We start from the raw sequence: 20,435 nt of genomic DNA, 5'->3' as shown, positions 1-20,435 counted from the left end.
GGTTCGCCATCCGCACCAATCCGGTGCGGCACCGGGCGACCGCCGTCCTGCCGCCCACCGCGCGGCGCGACACACGAACGACAGGAATCCACGATGGAGAAGCAACAAGAGTCGCGCGACGCGCAGAACCGCGAGCCGCACCTGCGCAGCGTGCGGCTGACGAGCGACTTCAGCCTGCCGAAGCTGTCGGCAATCGAGATCGGCAGCTACCTGTTCGCCCTCGTCGCGATGGTGCTCGTCATCGAACTGAAGCTGCTGGGCGGGCTGCTGGCCGGCATGCTGGTCTATCAGCTGATCCACACGATCGCCCCGGTGGTCGAACGCCACACCACGAGCATGCGGGCGCGCTGGGTCGCCGTCGTGCTGCTGTCGATCGCCATCGTCGGCGGGCTCACGGGCCTGACGATCGGCATCATCGAGCACTTCGAGCACACGGTGCCGAACCTGCAGAGCCTGCTCGACCAGCTGATGCAGATCGTCGAGCAGACCCGCGCCCGCACACCGTCCTGGATCGCGAGCCTGCTGCCGGTCGACGTCGAACAGATGAAGACCAAGGCGGCGCTGCTGATGCACTCGCACATGGATCAGCTCCAGCAAGGCGGCAAGAGCGTCGCGCGCGGCTTCGGCCACGTGCTGTTCGGGATGATCATCGGCGCGATGATCGCGATCGGCGTCGAGCACGGCAAGGTGCGCCGGCCGCTGTCGACCGCGCTCGTCACGCGCGTGTCGCGCTTCGCCGAATCGTTCCGCCGGATCGTGTTCGCGCAGATCAAGATCTCGGCGATCAACGCGACCTTCACCGGCATCTACCTGCTCGTCGCGCTGCCGATCTTCCATCAGCGGCTGCCGCTGTCGAAGACGCTCGTGCTCGTCACGTTCATCGTCGGCCTGCTGCCGGTGATCGGCAACCTGATCTCGAACACGCTGATCGTCGCGGTGTCGCTGTCGGTCAGCATGGGCACGGCGATCGCGTCGCTCGCGTTCCTCGTCGTGATCCACAAGTTCGAATACTTCCTGAACGCGAAGATCATCGGCGGCCAGATCGAGTCGCGCGCGTGGGAGCTGCTGCTCGCGATGCTGATCATGGAAGCCGCGTTCGGGCTGCCGGGCGTGATCGCCGCGCCGATCTTCTATGCGTACCTGAAGCGCGAGCTGTACATGCTGCGGTTGATCTGACGCCCCCCGCCCCGGCGCGTCGCGCGCCTCACACGAAAAAAAACGCCGCGCCCCGTGAAGGGCGCGGCGTTTTTGCATGCGGGCCGGCGGGCCGGACGGCCGATGGCCGCCCCGAACCGCCGATCAGCGGAACACAACCGTCTTCGTCCCGTTCAGCACGATCCGGTGCTCGACGTGCCACTTCACGGCGCGCGCGAGCGTCACGCACTCGACGTCGCGGCCGATCGCGGTGAGCTGGTCGGGCGTCATGCTGTGATCGACGCGCTCGACTTCCTGCTCGATGATCGGGCCTTCGTCGAGATCGGTCGTCACGTAGTGCGCGGTCGCGCCGATCAGCTTCACGCCGCGGTCGAACGCCTGGTAGTACGGCTTCGCGCCCTTGAAGCTCGGCAGGAACGAATGGTGGATGTTGATCGCCCGGCCGGCGAGCTGCTGGCACATGTTCGGCGACAGGATCTGCATGTAGCGCGCGAGCACGACGAGATCGGCCTGGTGTTCATCGATCACTTCGAGCACGCGCGCTTCCTGCGCGGCCTTCGCCGCATCGGACGAACCGCCGACGAGCGGGAAGTGATGGAACGGGATGTTGTAGCTCGCGGCGAGCTGGTAGAACTCCTTGTGGTTCGATACGATCGCCGGGATCTCGATCGGCAGCTGGCCGGTGCGGTAGCGGAACAGCAGGTCGTTCAGGCAGTGGCCGATCTTCGACACCATGATCACGACGCGCGGCTTCACGGCCGCGTCGTGCATCTCCCAGCGCATCGCGAACTGCTCGGCGAGCGGCGCGAATTCGTTGCGAAGCGTGTCGAGCGCCGACGCGGCATCCGCGCCGCCACCGTCCTGCACGAAGTGCACGCGCATGAAGAACTCGCCGGTGCGGCTGTCGCCGAACTGCGCCGAATCGAGGATGTTGTTGGCGCGCTCGAACAGGAAGCCCGAGACCGCGTGGACGATGCCGTGCCGGTCGGGGCACGACAGTTTCAAGATAAAGCTGTGATCGGTCGACATGACCGCTACTCCCTTCGTTTCGGTATTCGTCAAATAGGCCGTTCGTTCGGCCGCGCTCGTGCCCGAGCCCGGGCCGGCGTGCTGCGCGTTACGCGGCCGGCGCGAACAGCGCGTCGATGCCCGCCGCGTCGGCCGCCGGGAGCCAGCGATGGCGCAGCAGCGTGTCGAGCATCGCGAGGCTCGCATCCATCGTCGCGCGGCCTTCGCGCAGCCAGCCGATCACCTCGGACACACCGGCCAGCAGGTGCTCGGCCACTTCGCCATCCTGGTTGTGCGGCGCGAAGTCGCGCGGCAGCGGCAGGTCGTACACGAAGATCAGTTCGGACTGCGTGCCTTCCGGCAGCGAGCACAGCACCTGCACCGCCCGGCCCGCGATCGCGCGCGCCGCCAGTTCGGCCGGCATGCCGGCCTCTTCCCAGCATTCCTTCGTGAGCGTCTCGTGAACGCCCAGGCCCCAGCCGATGCCGCCCGCGACGACATTGTCGAGCATGCCGGGATCGGTGGCCTTGGTCGCGCCGCGGCGGCCGAGCCACATCCGCGGCACGGCCGGCTCGCCCGGCGCAACCGCATATTCTACGATGCCGTTCAGGTGCACCGCATAGGTCTGCGTGCCGAAGAAGCGCGACGCGGCGCGTTCGATATACGCGAGCGGCGGATCGTCGAAGCGGTTGCGGATCGCGTAGATCTCGTCGCGCCAGCCCGGAATCGCGCCCTCGGCCGCGAGCGCGCCGATCGCGCTCGCGAGCGCCATGCTGCGCGCGTCGACCGTGTCGTAACGCGCCGACAGCACGACGCGCGCATCGGTCAGCTCGAACACGTCGGGCCAGCGGGCGAGCTTAGCGACGTCCTGGCGGCGCACCCAGCCGACCTGCTCGCCGGCGATCTCGAAACGCAGGTGCGCGGCCGGATCGAAGCGGCGCGCGGCCGCGATGCACGGAAACGTCATCGGCTCAGTCCTTCAGCGCGACGCGAATGCCGATCGCGATGAAAGTCGCGCCGGCGATCCGGTCGAGCCACACGCCGGCCTTCGGGCGGCGCTTCAGCCATGTGCCGATCGCGCCCGCGCCGACGCCGAACAGCGAGAACACCACGGCCGTCTGCAGCATGAACAGCGCCCCGAGCTCGAACATCTGCAGCGTCACGCCCTGCACGCCATGCGGATCGACGAACTGCGGCAGGAACACGACGAAGAACAGCGTGACCTTCGGATTCATCAGGTTGCCGATCACGCTCTGCCGGAAGATCGCGCCAAGCGGCTGCGGCGGACGCTCGTGCGCGTTCGCGAGACCCTGGCTGCGCAGCGCCTTGATGCCGATCCACACGAGATACGCGGCGCCCGCGAGCTTCAGTATCTGGAACGCGACCGGCGACGAGCGCAGCACGGCCGCGACGCCGAGCGCCGCGAGCGTCGTATGGAACAGGATCCCGGCCGTGAAGCCGAGCGCGGCGACGAAGCCGGCCGCGCGGCCCTGCGAGATGCCGCGCGCGAGCACCTGCAGGTTGTCGGGACCCGGCGCGAACGTGATCGCGATCGACGTGGCGAGAAACAGCATGAAGTTGGGCATCGTGACCTCGCGGCGTGGGCCGGCGTCCAGTGGTTCAGTGGCCGGCGAATTCGGTGACGGTATAGACGGGCAGCCCCGCGTTGCGCAGCAGCGTCGAGCCGCCGAGATCGGGCAGATCGATGATCGCCGCACCTTCGACGACGACCGCGCCGAGCCGCTGCAGCAGGTTGCGCCCCGCCATCATCGTGCCGCCGGTGGCGATCAGGTCGTCCATGATGATCACGCGGTCGCCGGCGCGGCACGCGTCTTCGTGGATCTCGACGGTCGCGCTGCCGTACTCGAGGTCGTACGACTCCGAGCACGTCTTGTACGGCAGCTTGCCGACCTTGCGGATCGGCACGAAGCCGACGCTCAATTCGTACGCGACGATCGGCGCGATGATGAAGCCGCGCGCGTCGAGCCCCGCGACGTAGTCGAGCTTCGCATCGACATAGCGTTCGACGAACAGGTCGACGAGGATGCGCAGCGCCTTCGGGCTCTGCAGCAGCGTCGTGATGTCGCGGAACATCACGCCCGGCTGCGGCCAGTCGGGCACGGTGCGGATCTGGCTGTGGATGAAGGCGACCGGATCGAGCGGTGCGCCCGACGACGAATGCGGCATGAAACTCTCCGAAAAAAACGGTGCGCGAAGATCGGGCACCGTTTCGAACAAATACGGGTCAGGTTATCGAATCGCGACTCAGGCGACCGCGGCCGGCGGCTCGCGCCGATGGCGCGACAGCCGCTCCTCCGCAAGCGCGAGCGCTTCGGGCAGCCCGCGCAGCACGACGATGTCGCTCGCGCGCAGCTTGGTCTGCGGGTCGGGCTCGACACCGCGGATGCCGTGCCGGCGGATCGCCGTGACTTCCAGCCCGAGCGCATACAGCCCGAGTTCCTCCAGCGAGCGCCCGACCGCGTCCGCGCGCGCATCGACCGGGACCGATTGTAGCCGCACCTGCTCGTGATCGTCGTCGTCCGCATCGTCCGCGCCGCGGAAATAGCCGCGCAACAGGCTGTAGCGCTCGTCGCGCATCTCCTCGACGCGCCGCACGACCTTGCGCATCGGCACGCCGACCAGCACCAGCGTGTGCGACGCGAGCATCAGGCTGCCCTCGACGATCTCCGGAATCACCTCGGTCGCGCCGGCCGCGAGCAGCTTCTCGAGATCGGCGTCGTCGACCGTGCGCACGATCGCCGGCAGCGTCGGCTCCAGTTCGTGCACGTGATGCAGCACGCGCAGCGCGGACGGCGTGTTCGCATACGTGATCGCGACGGCCGCCGCGCGATGGATACCCGCCGCGAGCAGCGACTCGCGGCGCGCCGCGTCGCCGAACACGACCGATTCGCCGGCCGTCGCGGCCGCGCTCACGCGATCGGGGTCGAGGTCCAGCGCGACGTACGAAATGCCTTCCTGCTCGAGCATGCGCGCGAGGTTCTGCCCCGCGCGGCCGTAGCCGCAGATGATCACGTGGCCGCGCTGCTTGAGGCTTTGCGTCGCGATCCGCGTCATCTGCAGCGACTGCTGCATCCATTCCGTCGACGACAGCCGCATCACGATCCGGTCGGCGTTCTGGATCAGGAACGGCGCGGCGAGCATCGACAGCAGCATCGACGCGAGGATCGCCTGCAGCAGCGTCGGATCGACGAGATGCCGGTCGAGGATCAGGTTCAGCAGCACGAAGCCGAATTCGCCGGCCTGCGCGAGGCCGATGCCGGTGCGCATCGCGACGCCCGGCGTCGCGCCGAACAGCCGCGCGAGGCCCGCGATCATCGTCCCCTTGAACAATATCTGCCCGACGAAGAAGCCGAACACGAGCAACGGATGCTCCCAGATCACGCGCGGATCGAGCAGCATCCCGGTCGTCACGAAGAACAGGCCGAGCAGCACGTCGCGGAACGGCTTGATGTCTTCCTCCACCTGATGGCGGAACGGCGTCTCGGAGATCAGCATGCCCGCGATGAACGCGCCGAGCGCGAGCGACAGGCCGAAGCGGTCGGTGATGAACGCGGCGCCGAGCGTGACGAGCAGCAGGTTCAGCACGAACAGCTCCTGCGAGCGGCGCCGCGCGACGACGTTGAGCCAGCGCGTCATGAAACGCTGCCCGACGATCAGCAGCAGCGCCAGCGCGATCACGATCTTGACCGCCGCGAAACCGAGCGTGAGCGCGAGATCCTTCGACGACTCGGCGCCGAACGCGGCGATCACGATCAGCAGCGGCACCACGGCCAGATCCTGGAACAGCAGCACGCCGAAGATGTTGCGGCCGTGCGCGGTCTCGATCTCGAGCCGCTCGGCGAGCATCTTCGACACGATCGCCGTCGACGACATCGCGAGCGCGCCGCCGAGCGCGATGCAGCCCTGCCACGTGATGTGCACCCAGCGCTCGAACAGCATGCCGAGCGCCAGCGCGAGCACGAGCGTCGCGACCACCTGCAGGAGGCCCAGCCCGAACACGAGCCGCTGCATCGCCCGCAGCTTCGCGAGCGAGAATTCGAGGCCGATCGAGAACATCAGGAACACCACGCCGAATTCCGCGAGATGCTCGGCCCGCTCCAGATCCGCGGCGACGCCGAACGCGTGCGGCCCGACCAGGATGCCGACGGTCAGGTAGCCGAGCATCGGCGGCAGGTTCAACGAGCGAAATACGACGACGCCCACCACCGAGGCCAGCAGCAGCAGCAGGGTCATTTCGAGCGGGGAAATCACGGGCGAAGCGTCCTCGTTCGTCGGGGCCACGGCAATGCGGGCGCGGGTGGTGGCGGTGGGCAAGCGGCATCGGACGAGTCCGAAGGCGCGGCGCGGCGAACAAACGCCTTTGCTATACTCCGCGCATGATAGCGAAAATCAATGATGATCGGGCGCTCGCGCTCGCCCGCGACGTGCTCGACATCGAGGCGGACGCCGTGCGCGCGCTGCGCGACCAGCTCGACGGCGACTTCGTCCAGGCCGTCGCGCTGCTGCTCGGCTGCCGCGGCCGCGTCGTCGTATCCGGCATCGGCAAATCGGGGCATATCGCCCGCAAGATCGCGGCCACGCTGGCGAGCACCGGCACGCCGGCCTTCTTCGTCCATCCGGCCGAGGCCAGCCACGGCGACCTCGGCATGGTCACGTCGGACGACGTCTTCATCGGCATCTCCTATTCCGGCGAGTCGGAAGAACTCGTCGCGATCCTGCCGCTCGTGAAGCGGATCGGCGCGAAGCTGATCGCGATCACGGGCCGTGCGGAGTCGAGCCTCGGCACGCTCGCCGACGTGAACCTGAACGCCGCGGTCTCGAAAGAAGCCTGCCCGCTGAACCTCGCCCCCACCGCGAGCACGACCGCCGCGCTCGCGCTCGGCGATGCGCTCGCCGTCGCGGTGCTCGACGCGCGCGGCTTCGGCTCCGAGGATTTCGCGCGCTCGCATCCGGGCGGCGCGCTCGGCCGGCGCCTGCTCACCCACGTGCGCGACGTGATGCGCTCGGGCGACGACATTCCGCGCGTCGGGCTCGACGCGACGTTGTCGGACGCACTGTTCCAGATCACCGCGAAACGGTTGGGCATGACCGCCGTGGTCGACGCCGACGGCCGCGTGGCCGGCATCTTCACCGACGGCGACCTGCGCCGCGTGCTGGCGCGCGACGGCGATTTCCGCACGCTGCCGATCGTCGACGTGATGACGCGCAAACCGCGGACGATCGGCCCCGACCATCTCGCGGTCGAAGCCGTGGAACTGATGGAGCGCCACCGGATCAACCAGATGCTGGTGGTCGATGCCGACGGCGCGCTGATCGGCGCGCTGAACATGCACGACCTGTTTTCGAAGAAGGTGATCTGATGAGCGCAGCGCTGACTGCGGCCGAACGCGCGAGCCGCGTGAAGCTGATGATTTTCGACGTCGACGGTGTGCTGACCGACGGCGGCCTGCTGTTTACCGCGGCAGGCGACGCGATGAAGTCGTTCAATTCGCTCGACGGCCACGGCGTGAAACTGCTCGGCGAGGCCGGCATCGCGACCGCGATCATCACCGGGCGCCGCTCGGAAATCGTCGCGGCCCGCGCGAAGGAAATGAAGATCGCGCATCTGTTCCAGGGCGTCGAGAACAAGCTCGCCGTGTTCGACGACCTGATCGCGTCGCTCGGCATCACCGCCGACGCCTCCGGCTACATGGGCGACGACTGGCCCGACCTGCCGGTGATGCTGCGCTGCGGCTTCGCGACGGCACCGGCCAACGCGCACCCCGAGGTGATCGCCCGCGCGCACTGGGTGGCCGAGGCCCGCGGCGGCAACGGCGCGGTGCGCGAAGTCTGCGACGCGATCCTGCGCGCGCAGCGCCGCTACGACGCGCTGCTCGCGGCTGCCTGCGGAGCCTGACGGATGAACACGCATTTCCGCTGGACCCAGCTGCTGCCGCTCGTCGCGGTCGCCGCACTCGCTGGCATCACGTGGTGGCTGCTGCAGGCGACGCTGCCGCCGCCCGGCGAAGGCACCGTGCAGCCGAAGCGCCACACGCCCGACTATTTCGCGGACAACTTCTCGGTCACCGAACTCGACCAGACGGGCACGACGCAATACCGCCTGACGGCCGCGAAGCTGATCCATTACGAAGACACCGAAAACAGCGACCTGACCGATCCGGCCATGCGCGCATTCCAGCCCGGCAAGCCGGTCGTGACGACCACCGCGAAGCGCGGCACCGTCAACGGCGACGTGTCGATCGTCGACTTGTACGACGACGCGCGCATCCTGCGCGTGGCCGGCGGCGGCGATCCGCAGATGCAGGCCGATTCCCAGCATTTCCGGATCTTCGTCAATGACGATGTGATCCAGACCGAAAAGCCGGTTAAACTTCAGCGCGGCCTGTCGCTCGTCAACGCGACCGACGGCATGAAGTACAACAACGTCACCCGGGTCATCGAGCTTTACGGCAACGTGCGCGGCACGATCGCCGCTGCGGACACGTCCGGCGGCTCGAAAGGTCAATCCAGGTGACGCATCCCTCACGTGACTGCATGAACGAACCGTTCCCTCGACAGAATTCCGGCGGCGCTGCGCGCGCCGTCCGCGCCGCGCTCGCCGCGACGCTCGTGGCGCTCCCGCTCGTCGGGCTGGCGCCGCTCGCCCATGCCGAGAAGGCCGACCAGAACAAGCCGATCAACGTCGAGGCCGACAACCTGACCTATGACGACCTGAAGCAGGTGACGGTCGCGACCGGCAACGTCGTGATCACGAAAGGCACGATCATCATCAAGGGCGACCGCGTCGAAGTGCGCCAGGATCCCGAAGGCTATCAGTACGCGACGTCGTTCGGCAGTGGCAAGAAGCACGCGACGTTCCGCCAGAAGCGCGAAGGTCTCGACGAATACATCGACGGCGACGCCGAGCGCATCGACTACGACGGCAAGCAGGACCTGACCACGCTGACCACCGCCGCGACCGTGCGCCGCCTGCAAGGCACGTCGACGATCGCCGACACCGTGCACGGCAGCGTGATCACGTACGACGGCCAGCGCGACTTCTACACCGCGAAGGGCGGCAAGGACGTCGCGGCGCCGGGCAACCCGAACGGCCGCGTGCGCGCGATGCTGTCGCCGAAGAACGGCGGCCCCGGGCAGCTGAACGGCGCGCCGGCGAAGCTGTCGCCGTCGACCACGATCCAGGGAGCGCCGGGCCAATGAACGCGCTTCCGAACCGCCAGCCGGCCGGCACGACGAGCTCGCTCGTCGTCCGCAACCTGAAGAAACGCTACGGCTCGCGCACGGTCGTCAAGGACGTGTCGCTCGACGTGAAGAGCGGCGAAGTCGTCGGCCTGCTCGGCCCGAACGGCGCCGGCAAGACGACGTCGTTCTACATGATCGTCGGCCTCGTGCCGCTCGACGCCGGCGAGATCTCGCTGAACGGCAGCTCGATCAGCCTGCTGCCGATCCACAAGCGTGCGTCGCTCGGCCTGTCGTACCTGCCGCAGGAAGCGTCGGTGTTCCGCAAGCTGACCGTCGAGGAAAACATCCGCGCGGTGCTCGAACTGCAGCACGGCGAAGACGGCAAGCGACTGTCGAAGGACGCGATCGCGTCGCGCACCGAGGCGCTGCTCGACGAGCTGCAGATCGGCCATCTGCGCGAGAATCCGGCGCTGTCGCTGTCGGGCGGCGAACGCCGTCGCGTCGAGATCGCGCGCGCGCTGGCGACCAACCCGAACTTCATCCTGCTCGACGAACCGTTCGCCGGCGTCGACCCGATCGCGGTGCTCGAGATCCAGAAGATCGTCAAGTTCCTGAAGCAGCGCAACATCGGCGTGTTGATTACCGATCACAACGTCCGCGAAACGCTCGGCATCTGCGACCACGCATACATCATCAGCGACGGTTCGGTGCTCGCCGCCGGCGCGCCGAGCGAAATCATCGAAAACGAAAGCGTGCGCCGCGTGTACCTCGGCGAACACTTCCGCATGTAACTTCCCCCGTGGCTGGTCGCCGCTCCGGCGCCCGGCATCGCCGCGCGGGGCCGCGTCCGCGTGCCCCGCACGGCGGCCCCTGCGGCCGTACGCCGCGCCGCGCGTAATCGCGGATGGCTCAAGGCGCCTGGGTCGTGGCAAACTGCCGGTATGACTCCCTCTCTGCCATGAAAGCCAGCCTTCAACTCCGCCTGTCGCAACACTTGGCACTGACGCCGCAACTGCAGCAGTCGATCCGGCTCCTGCAGCTGTCGACGCTCGAACTGCAGCAGGAAGTCGCGATGGCCGTCGCGCAGAATCCACTGCTCGAGAACGACGACGAATGGATCGCGAGCCCGCTGCGCGTCGCGGCGGACGGATCGCTGATCGCGCAGACGCCTCCCGGCCAGAACACCGAGCCGGGCGCCACGAACGGCAGCAGCCAGTCGAGCGACCGCGCCGAGCGCGACGAGCCGGCCGCTGCCGACGAATACGACAGCTACGCATCGGGCGACGCCGGCGACGGCCCGCAGTGGAATCTCGACGAGTTCGGCCGCTCGAGCGGCGCATCGGACGACGACGACCTCCCCCCGCTGCAGGTGCAGGAAGCCGCGACGTCGCTGCGCGACCACCTGTCCGCGCAATTGCGCGTCACGCAGGCCAGCCCGCGCGATCGCGCGCTCGTGATGTTCCTGATCGAATCGCTCGACGACGACGGCTACCTGACCGCCTCGCTCGACGAAGTGCTCGCCGACTTGCCGCCGGAACTGGAAATCGACTGCGACGAACTGAATGCGGCGCTCGCGCTGCTGCACAGTTTCGATCCGCCCGGGGTCGGGGCCCGCTCGGCGTCGGAATGCCTGAAGCTGCAGTTGTTGCGCCTCGATCCGTCCCCCACGCGCACGCTCGCGCTGGAGATCGTGTCGCAGCATCTCGAACTGCTCGCCGCGCGCGACTTCACGCGGCTGCGCAAGCACCTGAAGGCGAGCGACGATGCGCTGCGCGACGCGCACGCGCTGATCCGTTCGCTGGAGCCGTTCCCCGGCGCCGCATACGGCAAGGCCGAGGCCGACTACGTCGTGCCCGACATCATCGTGAAGAAGGCCGGCCAGGGCTGGCTCGCGGAGCTCAATCCGGAAGTGATGCCGCGCCTGCGGATCAACAACCTGTACGCGAACATCCTGCGCAACAGCCGCGGCGATCCGTCGGCTGGATCGTTGAAACAGCAGCTCCAGGAAGCACGCTGGCTGATCAAGAATATCCAGCAGCGATTCGACACGATCCTGCGTGTCGCGCAGGCTATTGTCGAACGTCAGAAGAATTTCTTTGCGCACGGTGAAATTGCCATGCGCCCCTTGGTTTTGCGGGAAATAGCTGATACGCTGGGCCTACACGAGTCGACTGTCAGCCGTGTGACAACAGGCAAGTACATGCTGACCCCGTTCGGGACGCTTGAATTTAAGTACTTCTTCGGATCACACGTTTCGACCGACACCGGAGGCGCCGCATCGTCGACCGCCATCCGAGCCCTGATCAAGCAACTGATAGGAGCTGAAGACCCAAAATCGCCACTTTCGGACAGCCGCATTGCCGAGCTGCTGGCAGAACAGGGATTCGTGGTCGCGCGCCGCACGGTTGCCAAGTATCGCGAAGCCCTCAAAATCCCGGCAGTGAATCTGCGCAAGTCTCTTTAAGCCTGCTGCCTGCCCGGCGGCAGGCGTGTTCCGGCCACCGCGCACACGGGGAACAGGCCGGGCGACTCGTCCGCGAATTTGCCGCTACCTGCGGCAGGGGCAAGTCGACCGGAGCGCCGCCTCGATGCGGCCGGGTGGTCACTCGCTTGGAGAAGCACTATGAACCTGAAGATCAGTGGACATCATCTCGAAGTCACGCCTGCAATTCGCGAATACGTGATCACCAAGCTGGACCGGGTGCTACGGCATAGCGATCAGGTGATCGATGGCACTGTGATCCTCTCGGTCGACAATCACAAGGAAAAGGACAAGCAGCAGCGCGCGGAAATCAACCTGCACCTGAAGGGCAAGGACATCTTCGTCGAAAGCGCGAACGGCAACCTGTATGCTGCGATCGATCTGCTGATCGACAAGCTGGATCGCCAGGTCGTCAAGCACATGGAGCGTCTGCAGACCCATGCGCACGACCCGATCAAGCTGCAGCCGTCGATCGACCAGATCGAACTGCCGCCGCAATAACGTTCACCGCAATACACACGCCGCCCGGTTCGCCGGGCGTTTTTTTTGTGTCCGAGCGGCAGTGGTGCGACCGGTCCGTCCATGCCGCGCCACGCGCGCGGCTGTGCTCTATAATGTTCCGGTTATCGCCGGGGGGCGTTGGGTGCGGTAGCTGCCTTGCAGGTTTCCGATGCCGAACGCCTTGATATCGCCGAACATGGAAAATCAGTCTGCCGCCGCAAGGAGACCCCAGGCCGCCCAATCGCCTGCCAACATGAATCGCCTAGCCAAAATCCTGCCCATAGAGAACGTCGTCATCGACCTCTCCGTCACCAGCAAGAAACGCGTCTTCGAACAAGCCGGGCTGATGTTCGAGAATCAGAACGGCATCGCCCGCAGCACCGTCACGGACAACCTGTTCGCGCGCGAGCGCCTCGGCTCGACCGGGCTCGGCGAAGGCGTCGCGATTCCGCACGGGCGCATCAAGGGTCTCAAGCACCCGCTCGCCGCGTTCGTCCGGCTCGCCGACGCGATCCCGTTCGAAGCCCCCGACGGCCAGCCCGTCGGTCTCCTGATTTTCCTGCTCGTCCCCGAGCAAGCCACCCAGCAGCACCTCGAGATCCTGTCGGAAATCGCGCAACTGCTGTCCGATCGCGACGCGCGCGAGCGTCTGCACAACGAAACGGATATCGCCGAGTTGCATCGCCTGCTCACTCAGTGGCAACCTTGAGTTGATCCGGGCGGAATTTTTCCGGTACGAGGCGGCACGCGCCGCCTTCCAGGGCCGCCCGGCATGGCGACGTCCGTCGCCGCGCGCCTGAACACCGGCCCATTGGAGTGACGAGAGTCATGGATACGTCCAGCATCAACGCCCAGAGCATCTTCGACGACAACGCGGCCACGCTGAAGCTGAGCTGGCTGACGGGGCATGAAGGCTGGGAGCGCGGTTTTTCGGCCGACACCGTCGGCAACGCAACGTCGAGCGCCGACCTCGTCGGCCACCTGAACCTGATCCACCCGAACCGGATCCAGGTGCTCGGCGAAGCCGAAATCGACTACTACCAGCGGCAAACCGACGAAGACCGCTCGCGCCACATGGCCGAGCTGATCGCCCTCGAGCCACCGTTCCTCGTCGTCGCCGGCGGCGCCGCAGCACCGCCCGAACTCGTGCTGCGCTGCACGCGCTCGTCCACGCCGCTGTTCACGACGCCAATGTCGGCCGCTGCGGTGATCGACAGCCTGCGGCTCTACATGTCGCGGATCCTCGCGCCGCGCGCGACGCTGCACGGCGTGTTCATCGACATCCTCGGGATGGGCGTGCTGCTGACCGGCGATTCGGGCCTCGGCAAGAGCGAACTCGGCCTCGAGCTGATCAGCCGCGGCCACGGCCTCGTCGCCGACGACGCGGTCGATTTCGTGCGACTTGGCCCTGATTTCGTCGAAGGCCGCTGCCCGCCGCTGCTGCAGAACCTGCTCGAAGTGCGCGGCCTCGGCCTGCTCGACATCAAGACGATCTTCGGTGAAACAGCGGTGCGCCGGAAAATGAAGCTGAAACTGATCGTCCAGCTCGTGCGCCGCCCGGACGGCGAATTCCAGCGGCTGCCGCTCGAAAGCCAGACGGTCGACGTGCTCGGCCTGCCGATCAGCAAGGTCACGATCCAGGTGGCGGCCGGCCGCAACCTCGCGGTGCTCGTCGAGGCGGCCGTGCGGAACACGATCCTGCAGTTGCGCGGAATCGACACGTTGCGCGATTTCATGGATCGGCAACGACTCGCGATGCAAGATCCCGATAGTCAGTTCCCCGGCAAGCTCGTGTAACGCTCCCGCGCGCCGGCCTCGCAGCGCCGACGCGTCGAGCCGGTGCTATGATGAAACGTCAGGATTCTCTGCTTCCCATGCGCATCGTCCTCATCACCGGCATCTCCGGCTCAGGCAAGTCCGTCGCGCTGAACGCGCTCGAAGACGCAGGCTACTACTGCGTCGACAACCTGCCGCCGCACGTGCTGCCCGAACTCGCCCGCTACCTGGCCGACGGCGGCCAGCACCGGCTCGCGGTCGCGATCGACGCGCGTTCGAGCGCATCGCTGGACGAAATGCCCGGCCTGATCCGCGCGCTGTCGCTCGAGCACGATGTCCGCGTGCTGTTCCTCAACGCGAGCACGCAGGCGTTGATCCAGCGCTTCTCCGAAACGCGCCGGCGCCACCCGCTGTCCGGTTCGCCGTCGCACGACGCGAACGTCGGGCTGCTGTCCTCGCTCGAGGAAGCGATCGAGCGCGAACGCGAACTGGTCGCACCGCTCGCCGAATTCGGTCACCAGATCGATACCAGCACGCTGCGCGCGAACGTGCTGCGCACGTGGGTCAAGCGCTTCATCGAACAGAAGAACAACGACCTGATGGTGATGTTCGAGTCGTTCGGCTTCAAGCGCGGCGTGCCGCTCGATGCTGACCTGATGTTCGACGTGCGCGCGCTGCCGAACCCGTACTATGACCATGAGCTGCGCCCGCTCACCGGGCTGGACCAGCCGGTCATCGCCTTTCTCGACGCACTGCCGATCGTCCACCAGATGATCGACGACATCCATGCGTTCCTGACGAAATGGCTTCCGCACTTTCGTGAAGACAACCGCAGCTACCTGACCGTCGCCATCGGCTGCACGGGCGGTCAGCATCGCTCGGTGTTCATCGCGGAAACGCTCGCCGCGCGCCTCGCGCACGATGCGAACGTGATCGTGCGGCATCGTGACGCGCCCGTGGATGTCGACGCGTCGTCGCGGCTCGTCGCCGAGGTCGAACGACCTTAGCGACACCGCCTTCTTGCCGGTGCGCCATGTCCACGCTATCGACCACCCTGATCGACCTGCCGCTGTTTCCGCTGCACACGGTGCTGTTCCCCGGTGGCTGGCTGCCGCTCAAGGTGTTCGAGGCGCGCTATCTCGACATGTCCCGCGCATGCCTGCGCGACGACGCACCGTTCGGCGTGTGCCTGCTGAAGAGCGGGCCCGAAGTCGCGCAGGACGGCGCCGTGTCGGTGCCCGAGACGATCGGCTGCATGGCGCGCATCACCGAATGCGATACCGGCGAGTTCGGGATGCTGTACCTGCAGGCGATCGGCACGCAGCGATTCGAACTGCTGTCGTATCGCGTCGAAGGCAACGGGCTGCTGGTCGGGATCGCGGAGCCGTTGCCCGACGACATTCCGCTCGAAGGCGAACAGGCGCTTGCGCAATTCGGTTCGTGTGCCGAAGTGCTGGAGCGCATCATCGAAGCACTGAAGAAATCCGAACCGGACAAGATGCCGTTCGGCGAACCGTTCCGCCTCGACGACCCGAGCTGGGTATCGAACCGCCTCGCTGAACTGCTGCCGCTCGACCTGCGTGCGCGGCAGAAATTGATGGAATTTCCGGACGTCGGCGCGCGGATCGATGCCGTGCACCACGTGCTCGACCGGCACGGATGGCTGTAAGCCGCGGTCGGCCAAGCGCGCCGCAGCGGCGGTGTCGAGCGGATCATCCTGGCGGGCAAAACACGCGCGTCGGTCCGGCGCTTCGGTGAGCGCGACCGCGCCGCGCCCTTCTCCTTTCTTTACAGCAGCGGCCCGCTCAACGCATCGAGCAGCTTGCGCACGGGCGCCGGCACACCGTACGCATCGAGCCCCGCCAACGGCACCCACGCCGTCTCGGCATCCCGCGCGTGCGTGAACGGCTGCTCGCCGTCAGCCACATCGCTCAGCCGCGGCTCGATCTCGAGCCGGAAATGCGTGAACGTGTGCGTGAACGGCGCGAGCGGCACCGGGCCGCCACCGCCGAAGCCGCGTGCGAGCTCCGCGAGTGCCGCATCGCCGTCTGCCTGCGGCAGGCACCACAGGCCGCCCCAGATGCCGACCGGCGGACGCCGCTCGAGCAGCACGGCGTCGCCGTCGCGCAGCACGAGCATCCAGGTCTTGCGCGTCGGCACGGCCTTCTTCGGCCGCGCGGCCGGCAGTTCGCGCTGCCGGCCCGTCGATTGCGCGACGCAGTCGCCCGCGAACGGGCAGCGCGCGCAATCCGGCTTGCCGCGCACGCACAGCGTCGCGCCGAGATCCATCAGCCCTTGCGTATAGGCACTCACGTCGGCCGCGTTCGCGGCATCCGGCAGCAGCGATTCCGCAAGCGCCCACATGTCGTTCTCGACACGCTTTTCGCCCGGAAAGCCTTCGACGCCGAACACCCGCGCCAGCACGCGCTTCACGTTGCCGTCGAGGATCGTCGCGCGCGCACCGTACGCGAACGACGCGATCGCTGCGGCCGTCGAACGGCCGATGCCCGGCAGTTCGGCGAGCGCTTCCGGCGTCGACGGGAATACGCCGCCGTGCTCGGCGACGACGACCTGCGCGCAGCGATGCAGGTTGCGCGCGCGCGAGTAGTAGCCGAGCCCGGCCCACAGCGCCATCACGTCGTCGGACGGCGCGGCCGCGAGCGCGGCGACGTCGGGAAAGCGCTCGAGAAAGCGCGCGTAATACGGGACGACGGTCGAGACCTGCGTCTGCTGCAGCATGATTTCCGACAGCCAGATCCAGTAGGGATCGCGGGTGTTCTGCCACGGCAGGTCGTGGCGGCCGTGCACGCGCTGCCACGCGATCAGGCGCGTGGCGAACATGCGATGCAGCGGCGTGACGGGGAACGGAGCGGGTGCAATGCGGGGCGGCTTCAAGTGTTCGAATCTTTGGAAAGTGGTTGCAACGCGCGACTCAACGCTGACAGGTCGGGCAGAAATAGGTCGAGCGCTGCCCCTGCACGATCTGGCGGATCGGCGTGCCGCATGCGCGACAAGGCAGCCCTGCACGATCGTAGACGAAGCAGTCGAGCTGGAAATAGCCGCTTTCGCCGTTGCTGCCGACGAAATCGCGCAGCGTGCTGCCGCCGCGCTCGATCGCGTCGGCGAGAGTCGCGCGCACCGCGTCGGCCAGCCGCTCGTAGCGCGGCAGCGACACCTTGCCGGCGGCGGTCGTCGGCCGGATGCCCGCGCGAAACAGGCTCTCCGACGCATAGATGTTGCCGACGCCGACGACCATGTCGCCCGCGAGCAGCGCCTGCTTGACCGACACCGTGCGGCCGCGCGTGCGCGCGTGCAGCAGCGCGCCGGTGAACGCCGGCGAGAACGGCTCGACGCCGAGGCTCGCGAGCAGCGGATGCGCATGCACGTCGCCCGCTTCGCGCGGATGCCACAGCACCGCGCCGAAACGGCGCGGATCGCGGAACCGCAGCACGAATTCGTCGAAGATCCAGTCGATGTGATCGTGTTTGGCAGCGACCGGCACGCCGGCCGCGGGCAGCACGCGCAATGTGCCCGTCATCCCGAGATGAACGATGAACCAGCCCGCGTCGACCTCGAACAGCAGATACTTGCCGCGACGCTCGACGGCGAGCACCTCGCGCGCGCGCAATTGCTCGGCGAGCCCCGCCGGCACGGGCCAGCGCAGCATCGCGGTACGGACGTCGACACGCTCGACGCGGCGGCCCGCGACAAAGGGCTCGATGCCCCGGCGCGTGACTTCGACTTCTGGCAACTCTGGCATGTTTTGCGGGTCTGAGACTGGATTCACGATCGTGCGTGTATTGTAGCGAGCGCGTTACAATCGGTTGAAACATCGAACGGATTTCCATGACCTTGCCCTCGAAGCTGCTTCTGAAGCGCCCCGCCGCCGTGCGCGGCGCGCGCGCCTTCCCGGTCCGCCGTGCGCTCGGCGCCGCGCTGTTCGCCGCGTGGACCCTCACCGCCTTCCCGGCTCACGCGCAGAATCCGGCATCGGACGACGCGGAGCCGCAGGGCGCGTTCGAGCACGTGTTGCCGGACGAGAAAAAGGATCTCCCGGGCGTCCCGCTGACGAGCCAGATCGTCTACCAGGTGCTGGCCGCCGAGGTCGCGCTCCAGCGCAACCAGCCTGCGCCGGCCTACCAGACCTACCTCGCGCTCGCCCGCGACACGCGCGACCCGCGCATGGCGCAGCGTGCGACCGAAATCGCGCTCGGCGCGCAAAGCCCGGCCGACGCGCTGTCCGCGGCCGATCTGTGGCGCCAGTACGCCCCCGGTTCGAACCGCGCATCGCAAGTCGACGCCGCGCTGCTCGTGCTCGCCGGCAAGCCGGCCGACGCACAGCCGCTGCTCGCGCGCGAACTGGCCCGCGCGACCGGCGAAACGCGCGGCCCCGCGATCCTCGCGCTGCAGGCACTGCTGGTGCGCGGCTCCGACCGCGTCGGCGGCCTCGCGGTGTTGAAGGACATGCTGAAGAACGACATGAACCGCCCCGAGGCGCAGCTCGCGATCGCGCGGCAGCAACTCGCGGTCGACGACAAGGAAGGCGCGGCGCAGTCGCTGAAGCAGGCGCTGCAGATCCGCCCCGACTATCTGCCGGCGGCGCTGATGCTGTCGCAGATGGGGCCGGCCGAGCGCAAGGCCGGCATCGCGTCGTTCGAGAAATATGTTCAGCAGAATCCGAAGTCGCGCGATGCGCGCCTCGCGCTGTCGCAGCTCTATCTCGCCGACGACCGTCTCGACGACGCGCAGAAGCAGTTCGAGACGATGCGCAAGCTCGACTCGAAGGACCCGACGCCGCTGATGGCGCTCGCGCTGATTAAAATTCAGCAGAAGAAACTCGACGACGCGACCGCGTACCTGAAGCAGTACGTGCAGCTCGGCGACAAGCAGCCGAACCTCGACGTCGGTCAGGGCTACATCTACCTCGCGCAGATCTCGATCGAGCAGGGCAACGACGCGCAGGCATCGCAATGGCTCGACAAGGTCGACCAGACGAGCCAGCACTACCTGCCCGCGCAGATCACGCGCGCGCAGCTGCTGCAGAAACAGGGCAAGACCGACGAGGCGCGCAAGGTGCTCGACGACCTGCCGATCAGCGATCCGCGCGATGCGGCCGTGGTCGCACGCACCGATGCGTCGATCCTGTTCACCGCGAAGCGCTATCCGGAAGCCGAGGCGCGACTGGCGCAGGCGGTCCAGGATTTCCCGGACGATCCCGACCTGCGCTACGACTACGCCATGGCGGCCGAGAAGACCGGCCACTACGCGGCGATGGAAAAGCAGCTGCGCGAGCTGATCCGCACGCAGCCCGACAACCCGCAGGCGTACAACGCGCTCGGCTATTCGCTGGCCGATCGTAACCAGCGCCTGCCCGAGGCGAGCAAGCTTATCGACAAGGCGCTGTCGCTCGCGCCGAACGACGCGTACATCATGGACAGCCTCGGCTGGGTGAAGTACCGGATGGGCGACACGGCCGGCGCGACGAAGGTGCTGCGGCGCGCGTACGAGCTGCAACCCAACGCCGAGATCGGCGCGCACCTCGGCGAAGTGCTGTGGAAGAGCGGCGCGCAGGAAGACGCGCGCGTCGCGTGGCGTGCCGCGCAGAAGCTCGAACCCGACAACGACACGCTCGTGCAGACGCTCAAGCGCCTGCAGATCAACGGCCTTTGATGCGGATGTTCCCGATGTTTTCCTCGTCTTCCCGCGCGCTGCGCACGCTGGCCGCGGCCGGCGCCGCGCTCGCGCTCGTCGGCTGCGCGAGCACGCCGCCGTCGGCGAATGCGCCGTCGGGCGCCGTGCTGCAGACGGCCGCGACACACGCGTATCACGGCCGCTTCGCGGTGCAGTACAGCGACCGCCTCGGCCGACCGCAGAACGTGTACGGCAACTTCGACTGGCAGGAAAACGGCGACGACGTGTCGCTCGAACTGCGCAGCCCGCTCGGCCAGACGCTCGCGGTCGTGAAATCGACGCCGCAGGCCGCATCGCTCGAACTGCCGAACCGCCAACCGCAATACGCGACCGACGTCGGCGAACTGATGCAGAACGCGCTCGGCTTCTCGCTGCCGCTGGCCGGTCTGCGCTATTGGCTGCTGCCGACGCCCGCGCCCGCAACGCCCGCGCAGACGGTGCGCGACCCGGCGGACACGACGCACGTCAAGCAGATTCGCCAGGACGGCTGGACGATCGACTATCTCGCCTACGCGGACGCCCCGGCCACGGGCGTCAAACGCGTCAACCTCGTGCGCGCGACGCCGCCGCTCGACATCAAGCTCGTGCTCGACCAGTAAGCACGTGAACCTAGCCCCGA

Annotated in this window: 21 protein-coding genes; 14 read left to right on the top strand and 7 right to left on the bottom strand. The window is 67.4% G+C overall.

Annotated features, from left to right (window positions below; translation table 11 throughout):
• The first annotated feature begins 93 nt into the window (after window positions 1–93).
• The gene (locus WS45_RS31745) at window positions 94–1,176 is read left to right on the top strand and encodes an AI-2E family transporter (RefSeq protein ID WP_059526075.1); all 1,083 of its coding nucleotides are present in this window, start codon (window positions 94–96) and stop codon (window positions 1,174–1,176) included.
• A gap of 123 nt (window positions 1,177–1,299) precedes the next feature.
• Here the strand turns inward: WS45_RS31745 and purU are convergent, their stop codons facing one another.
• The 5 genes from purU to WS45_RS31720 all read right to left on the bottom strand — a co-directional run bounded on the left by purU (window position 1,300) and on the right by WS45_RS31720 (window position 6,435).
• On the bottom strand, window positions 1,300–2,184 hold the full coding sequence (gene purU, locus WS45_RS31740) for a formyltetrahydrofolate deformylase (RefSeq protein WP_059526077.1): 885 nt from the start codon (window positions 2,182–2,184) through the stop codon (window positions 1,300–1,302).
• 88 nt (window positions 2,185–2,272) lie between these two features.
• Window positions 2,273–3,130 (bottom strand): NUDIX hydrolase, encoded by an 858-nt coding sequence (locus tag WS45_RS31735; RefSeq protein ID WP_059703361.1) that lies wholly within the window; start codon window positions 3,128–3,130, stop codon window positions 2,273–2,275.
• 4 nt (window positions 3,131–3,134) lie between these two features.
• Window positions 3,135–3,749 carry a LysE family translocator gene (locus WS45_RS31730; protein ID WP_059526081.1) on the bottom strand — a complete coding sequence of 205 codons (615 nt, stop codon included), beginning with the start codon at window positions 3,747–3,749 and terminating at the stop codon, window positions 3,135–3,137.
• Between the two features lie 34 nt (window positions 3,750–3,783).
• Complete coding sequence (locus WS45_RS31725) at window positions 3,784–4,350, bottom strand: adenine phosphoribosyltransferase (RefSeq protein ID WP_059526281.1); 567 nt, start codon at window positions 4,348–4,350, stop codon at window positions 3,784–3,786.
• A 78-nt stretch (window positions 4,351–4,428) separates the two neighbouring features.
• Entirely contained in the window at window positions 4,429–6,435 is a 2,007-nt protein-coding gene (locus WS45_RS31720; RefSeq protein ID WP_059526284.1) for a monovalent cation:proton antiporter family protein, read from the bottom strand.
• A 125-nt stretch (window positions 6,436–6,560) separates the two neighbouring features.
• Here WS45_RS31720 and kdsD point away from each other — a divergent pair, with 125 nt between their 5' ends.
• The 11 genes from kdsD (at window position 6,561) to WS45_RS31665 (ending at window position 15,794) form a co-directional block, all read left to right on the top strand.
• Window positions 6,561–7,544, top strand: coding sequence for an arabinose 5-phosphate isomerase KdsD (gene kdsD, locus WS45_RS31715; protein WP_059526084.1), 984 nt, complete (start codon window positions 6,561–6,563; stop codon window positions 7,542–7,544).
• Window positions 7,544–8,080 (top strand): KdsC family phosphatase, encoded by a 537-nt coding sequence (locus tag WS45_RS31710; protein WP_059703359.1) that lies wholly within the window; start codon window positions 7,544–7,546, stop codon window positions 8,078–8,080. The genes kdsD and WS45_RS31710 overlap by 1 nt, the downstream gene beginning before the upstream one ends.
• 3 nt (window positions 8,081–8,083) lie before the next feature.
• Window positions 8,084–8,698, top strand: coding sequence for an LPS export ABC transporter periplasmic protein LptC (gene lptC / locus WS45_RS31705; protein WP_059451451.1), 615 nt, complete (start codon window positions 8,084–8,086; stop codon window positions 8,696–8,698).
• A 20-nt stretch (window positions 8,699–8,718) separates the two neighbouring features.
• The gene (lptA, locus tag WS45_RS31700) at window positions 8,719–9,384 is read left to right on the top strand and encodes a lipopolysaccharide transport periplasmic protein LptA (RefSeq protein ID WP_059464489.1); all 666 of its coding nucleotides are present in this window, start codon (window positions 8,719–8,721) and stop codon (window positions 9,382–9,384) included.
• Window positions 9,381–10,157 (top strand): LPS export ABC transporter ATP-binding protein, encoded by a 777-nt coding sequence (gene lptB, locus WS45_RS31695; RefSeq protein ID WP_021162599.1) that lies wholly within the window; start codon window positions 9,381–9,383, stop codon window positions 10,155–10,157. Before lptA ends, lptB begins: the two co-directional genes overlap by 4 nt.
• Before the next feature lie 167 nt (window positions 10,158–10,324).
• A complete protein-coding gene (locus WS45_RS31690; RefSeq protein ID WP_059691462.1) occupies window positions 10,325–11,830 on the top strand; it encodes an RNA polymerase factor sigma-54 in 1,506 nt (501 codons plus the stop codon).
• A gap of 159 nt (window positions 11,831–11,989) precedes the next feature.
• Window positions 11,990–12,349 carry a ribosome hibernation-promoting factor, HPF/YfiA family gene (gene hpf, locus WS45_RS31685; protein ID WP_006477786.1) on the top strand — a complete coding sequence of 120 codons (360 nt, stop codon included), beginning with the start codon at window positions 11,990–11,992 and terminating at the stop codon, window positions 12,347–12,349.
• Window positions 12,350–12,518: 169 nt separating this feature from the next.
• Window positions 12,519–13,058 carry a PTS sugar transporter subunit IIA gene (locus WS45_RS31680; RefSeq protein WP_059526091.1) on the top strand — a complete coding sequence of 180 codons (540 nt, stop codon included), beginning with the start codon at window positions 12,519–12,521 and terminating at the stop codon, window positions 13,056–13,058.
• Window positions 13,059–13,177: 119 nt separating this feature from the next.
• On the top strand, window positions 13,178–14,146 hold the full coding sequence (gene hprK / locus WS45_RS31675) for an HPr(Ser) kinase/phosphatase (RefSeq protein ID WP_011353227.1): 969 nt from the start codon (window positions 13,178–13,180) through the stop codon (window positions 14,144–14,146).
• 77 nt (window positions 14,147–14,223) lie between these two features.
• Window positions 14,224–15,132, top strand: coding sequence for an RNase adapter RapZ (gene rapZ, locus WS45_RS31670; RefSeq protein WP_059526093.1), 909 nt, complete (start codon window positions 14,224–14,226; stop codon window positions 15,130–15,132).
• A 26-nt stretch (window positions 15,133–15,158) separates the two neighbouring features.
• A complete protein-coding gene (locus WS45_RS31665) occupies window positions 15,159–15,794 on the top strand; it encodes an LON peptidase substrate-binding domain-containing protein (protein ID WP_059526095.1) in 636 nt (211 codons plus the stop codon).
• Window positions 15,795–15,913: 119 nt separating this feature from the next.
• On the opposite strand, the gene mutY is transcribed toward WS45_RS31665, so the two are convergent.
• Together mutY and mutM are read right to left on the bottom strand one after the other, a co-directional pair.
• Entirely contained in the window at window positions 15,914–17,020 is a 1,107-nt protein-coding gene (gene mutY / locus WS45_RS31660; protein WP_059703357.1) for an A/G-specific adenine glycosylase, read from the bottom strand.
• Window positions 17,021–17,057: 37 nt separating this feature from the next.
• Complete coding sequence (mutM, locus tag WS45_RS31655) at window positions 17,058–17,885, bottom strand: bifunctional DNA-formamidopyrimidine glycosylase/DNA-(apurinic or apyrimidinic site) lyase (RefSeq protein WP_059526099.1); 828 nt, start codon at window positions 17,883–17,885, stop codon at window positions 17,058–17,060.
• 86 nt (window positions 17,886–17,971) lie between these two features.
• On the opposite strand from mutM, the gene WS45_RS31650 reads away from it, so the two are divergent.
• Together WS45_RS31650 and lolB are read left to right on the top strand one after the other, a co-directional pair.
• Window positions 17,972–19,795 (top strand): tetratricopeptide repeat protein, encoded by a 1,824-nt coding sequence (locus WS45_RS31650; RefSeq protein ID WP_059526101.1) that lies wholly within the window; start codon window positions 17,972–17,974, stop codon window positions 19,793–19,795.
• The gene (gene lolB, locus WS45_RS31645) at window positions 19,795–20,415 is read left to right on the top strand and encodes a lipoprotein insertase outer membrane protein LolB (protein WP_059703355.1); all 621 of its coding nucleotides are present in this window, start codon (window positions 19,795–19,797) and stop codon (window positions 20,413–20,415) included. The genes WS45_RS31650 and lolB overlap by 1 nt, the downstream gene beginning before the upstream one ends.
• The last annotated feature ends 20 nt before the right edge of the window (window positions 20,416–20,435 follow it).

It is taken from the genome of Burkholderia sp. RF2-non_BP3 (genome assembly GCF_001522185.1).
Taxonomy (GTDB): domain Bacteria; phylum Pseudomonadota; class Gammaproteobacteria; order Burkholderiales; family Burkholderiaceae; genus Burkholderia; species Burkholderia diffusa.
The sequence above is the reverse complement of the archived record's forward strand: the minus strand, read 5'-3'. Positions and strand labels throughout refer to the sequence as shown.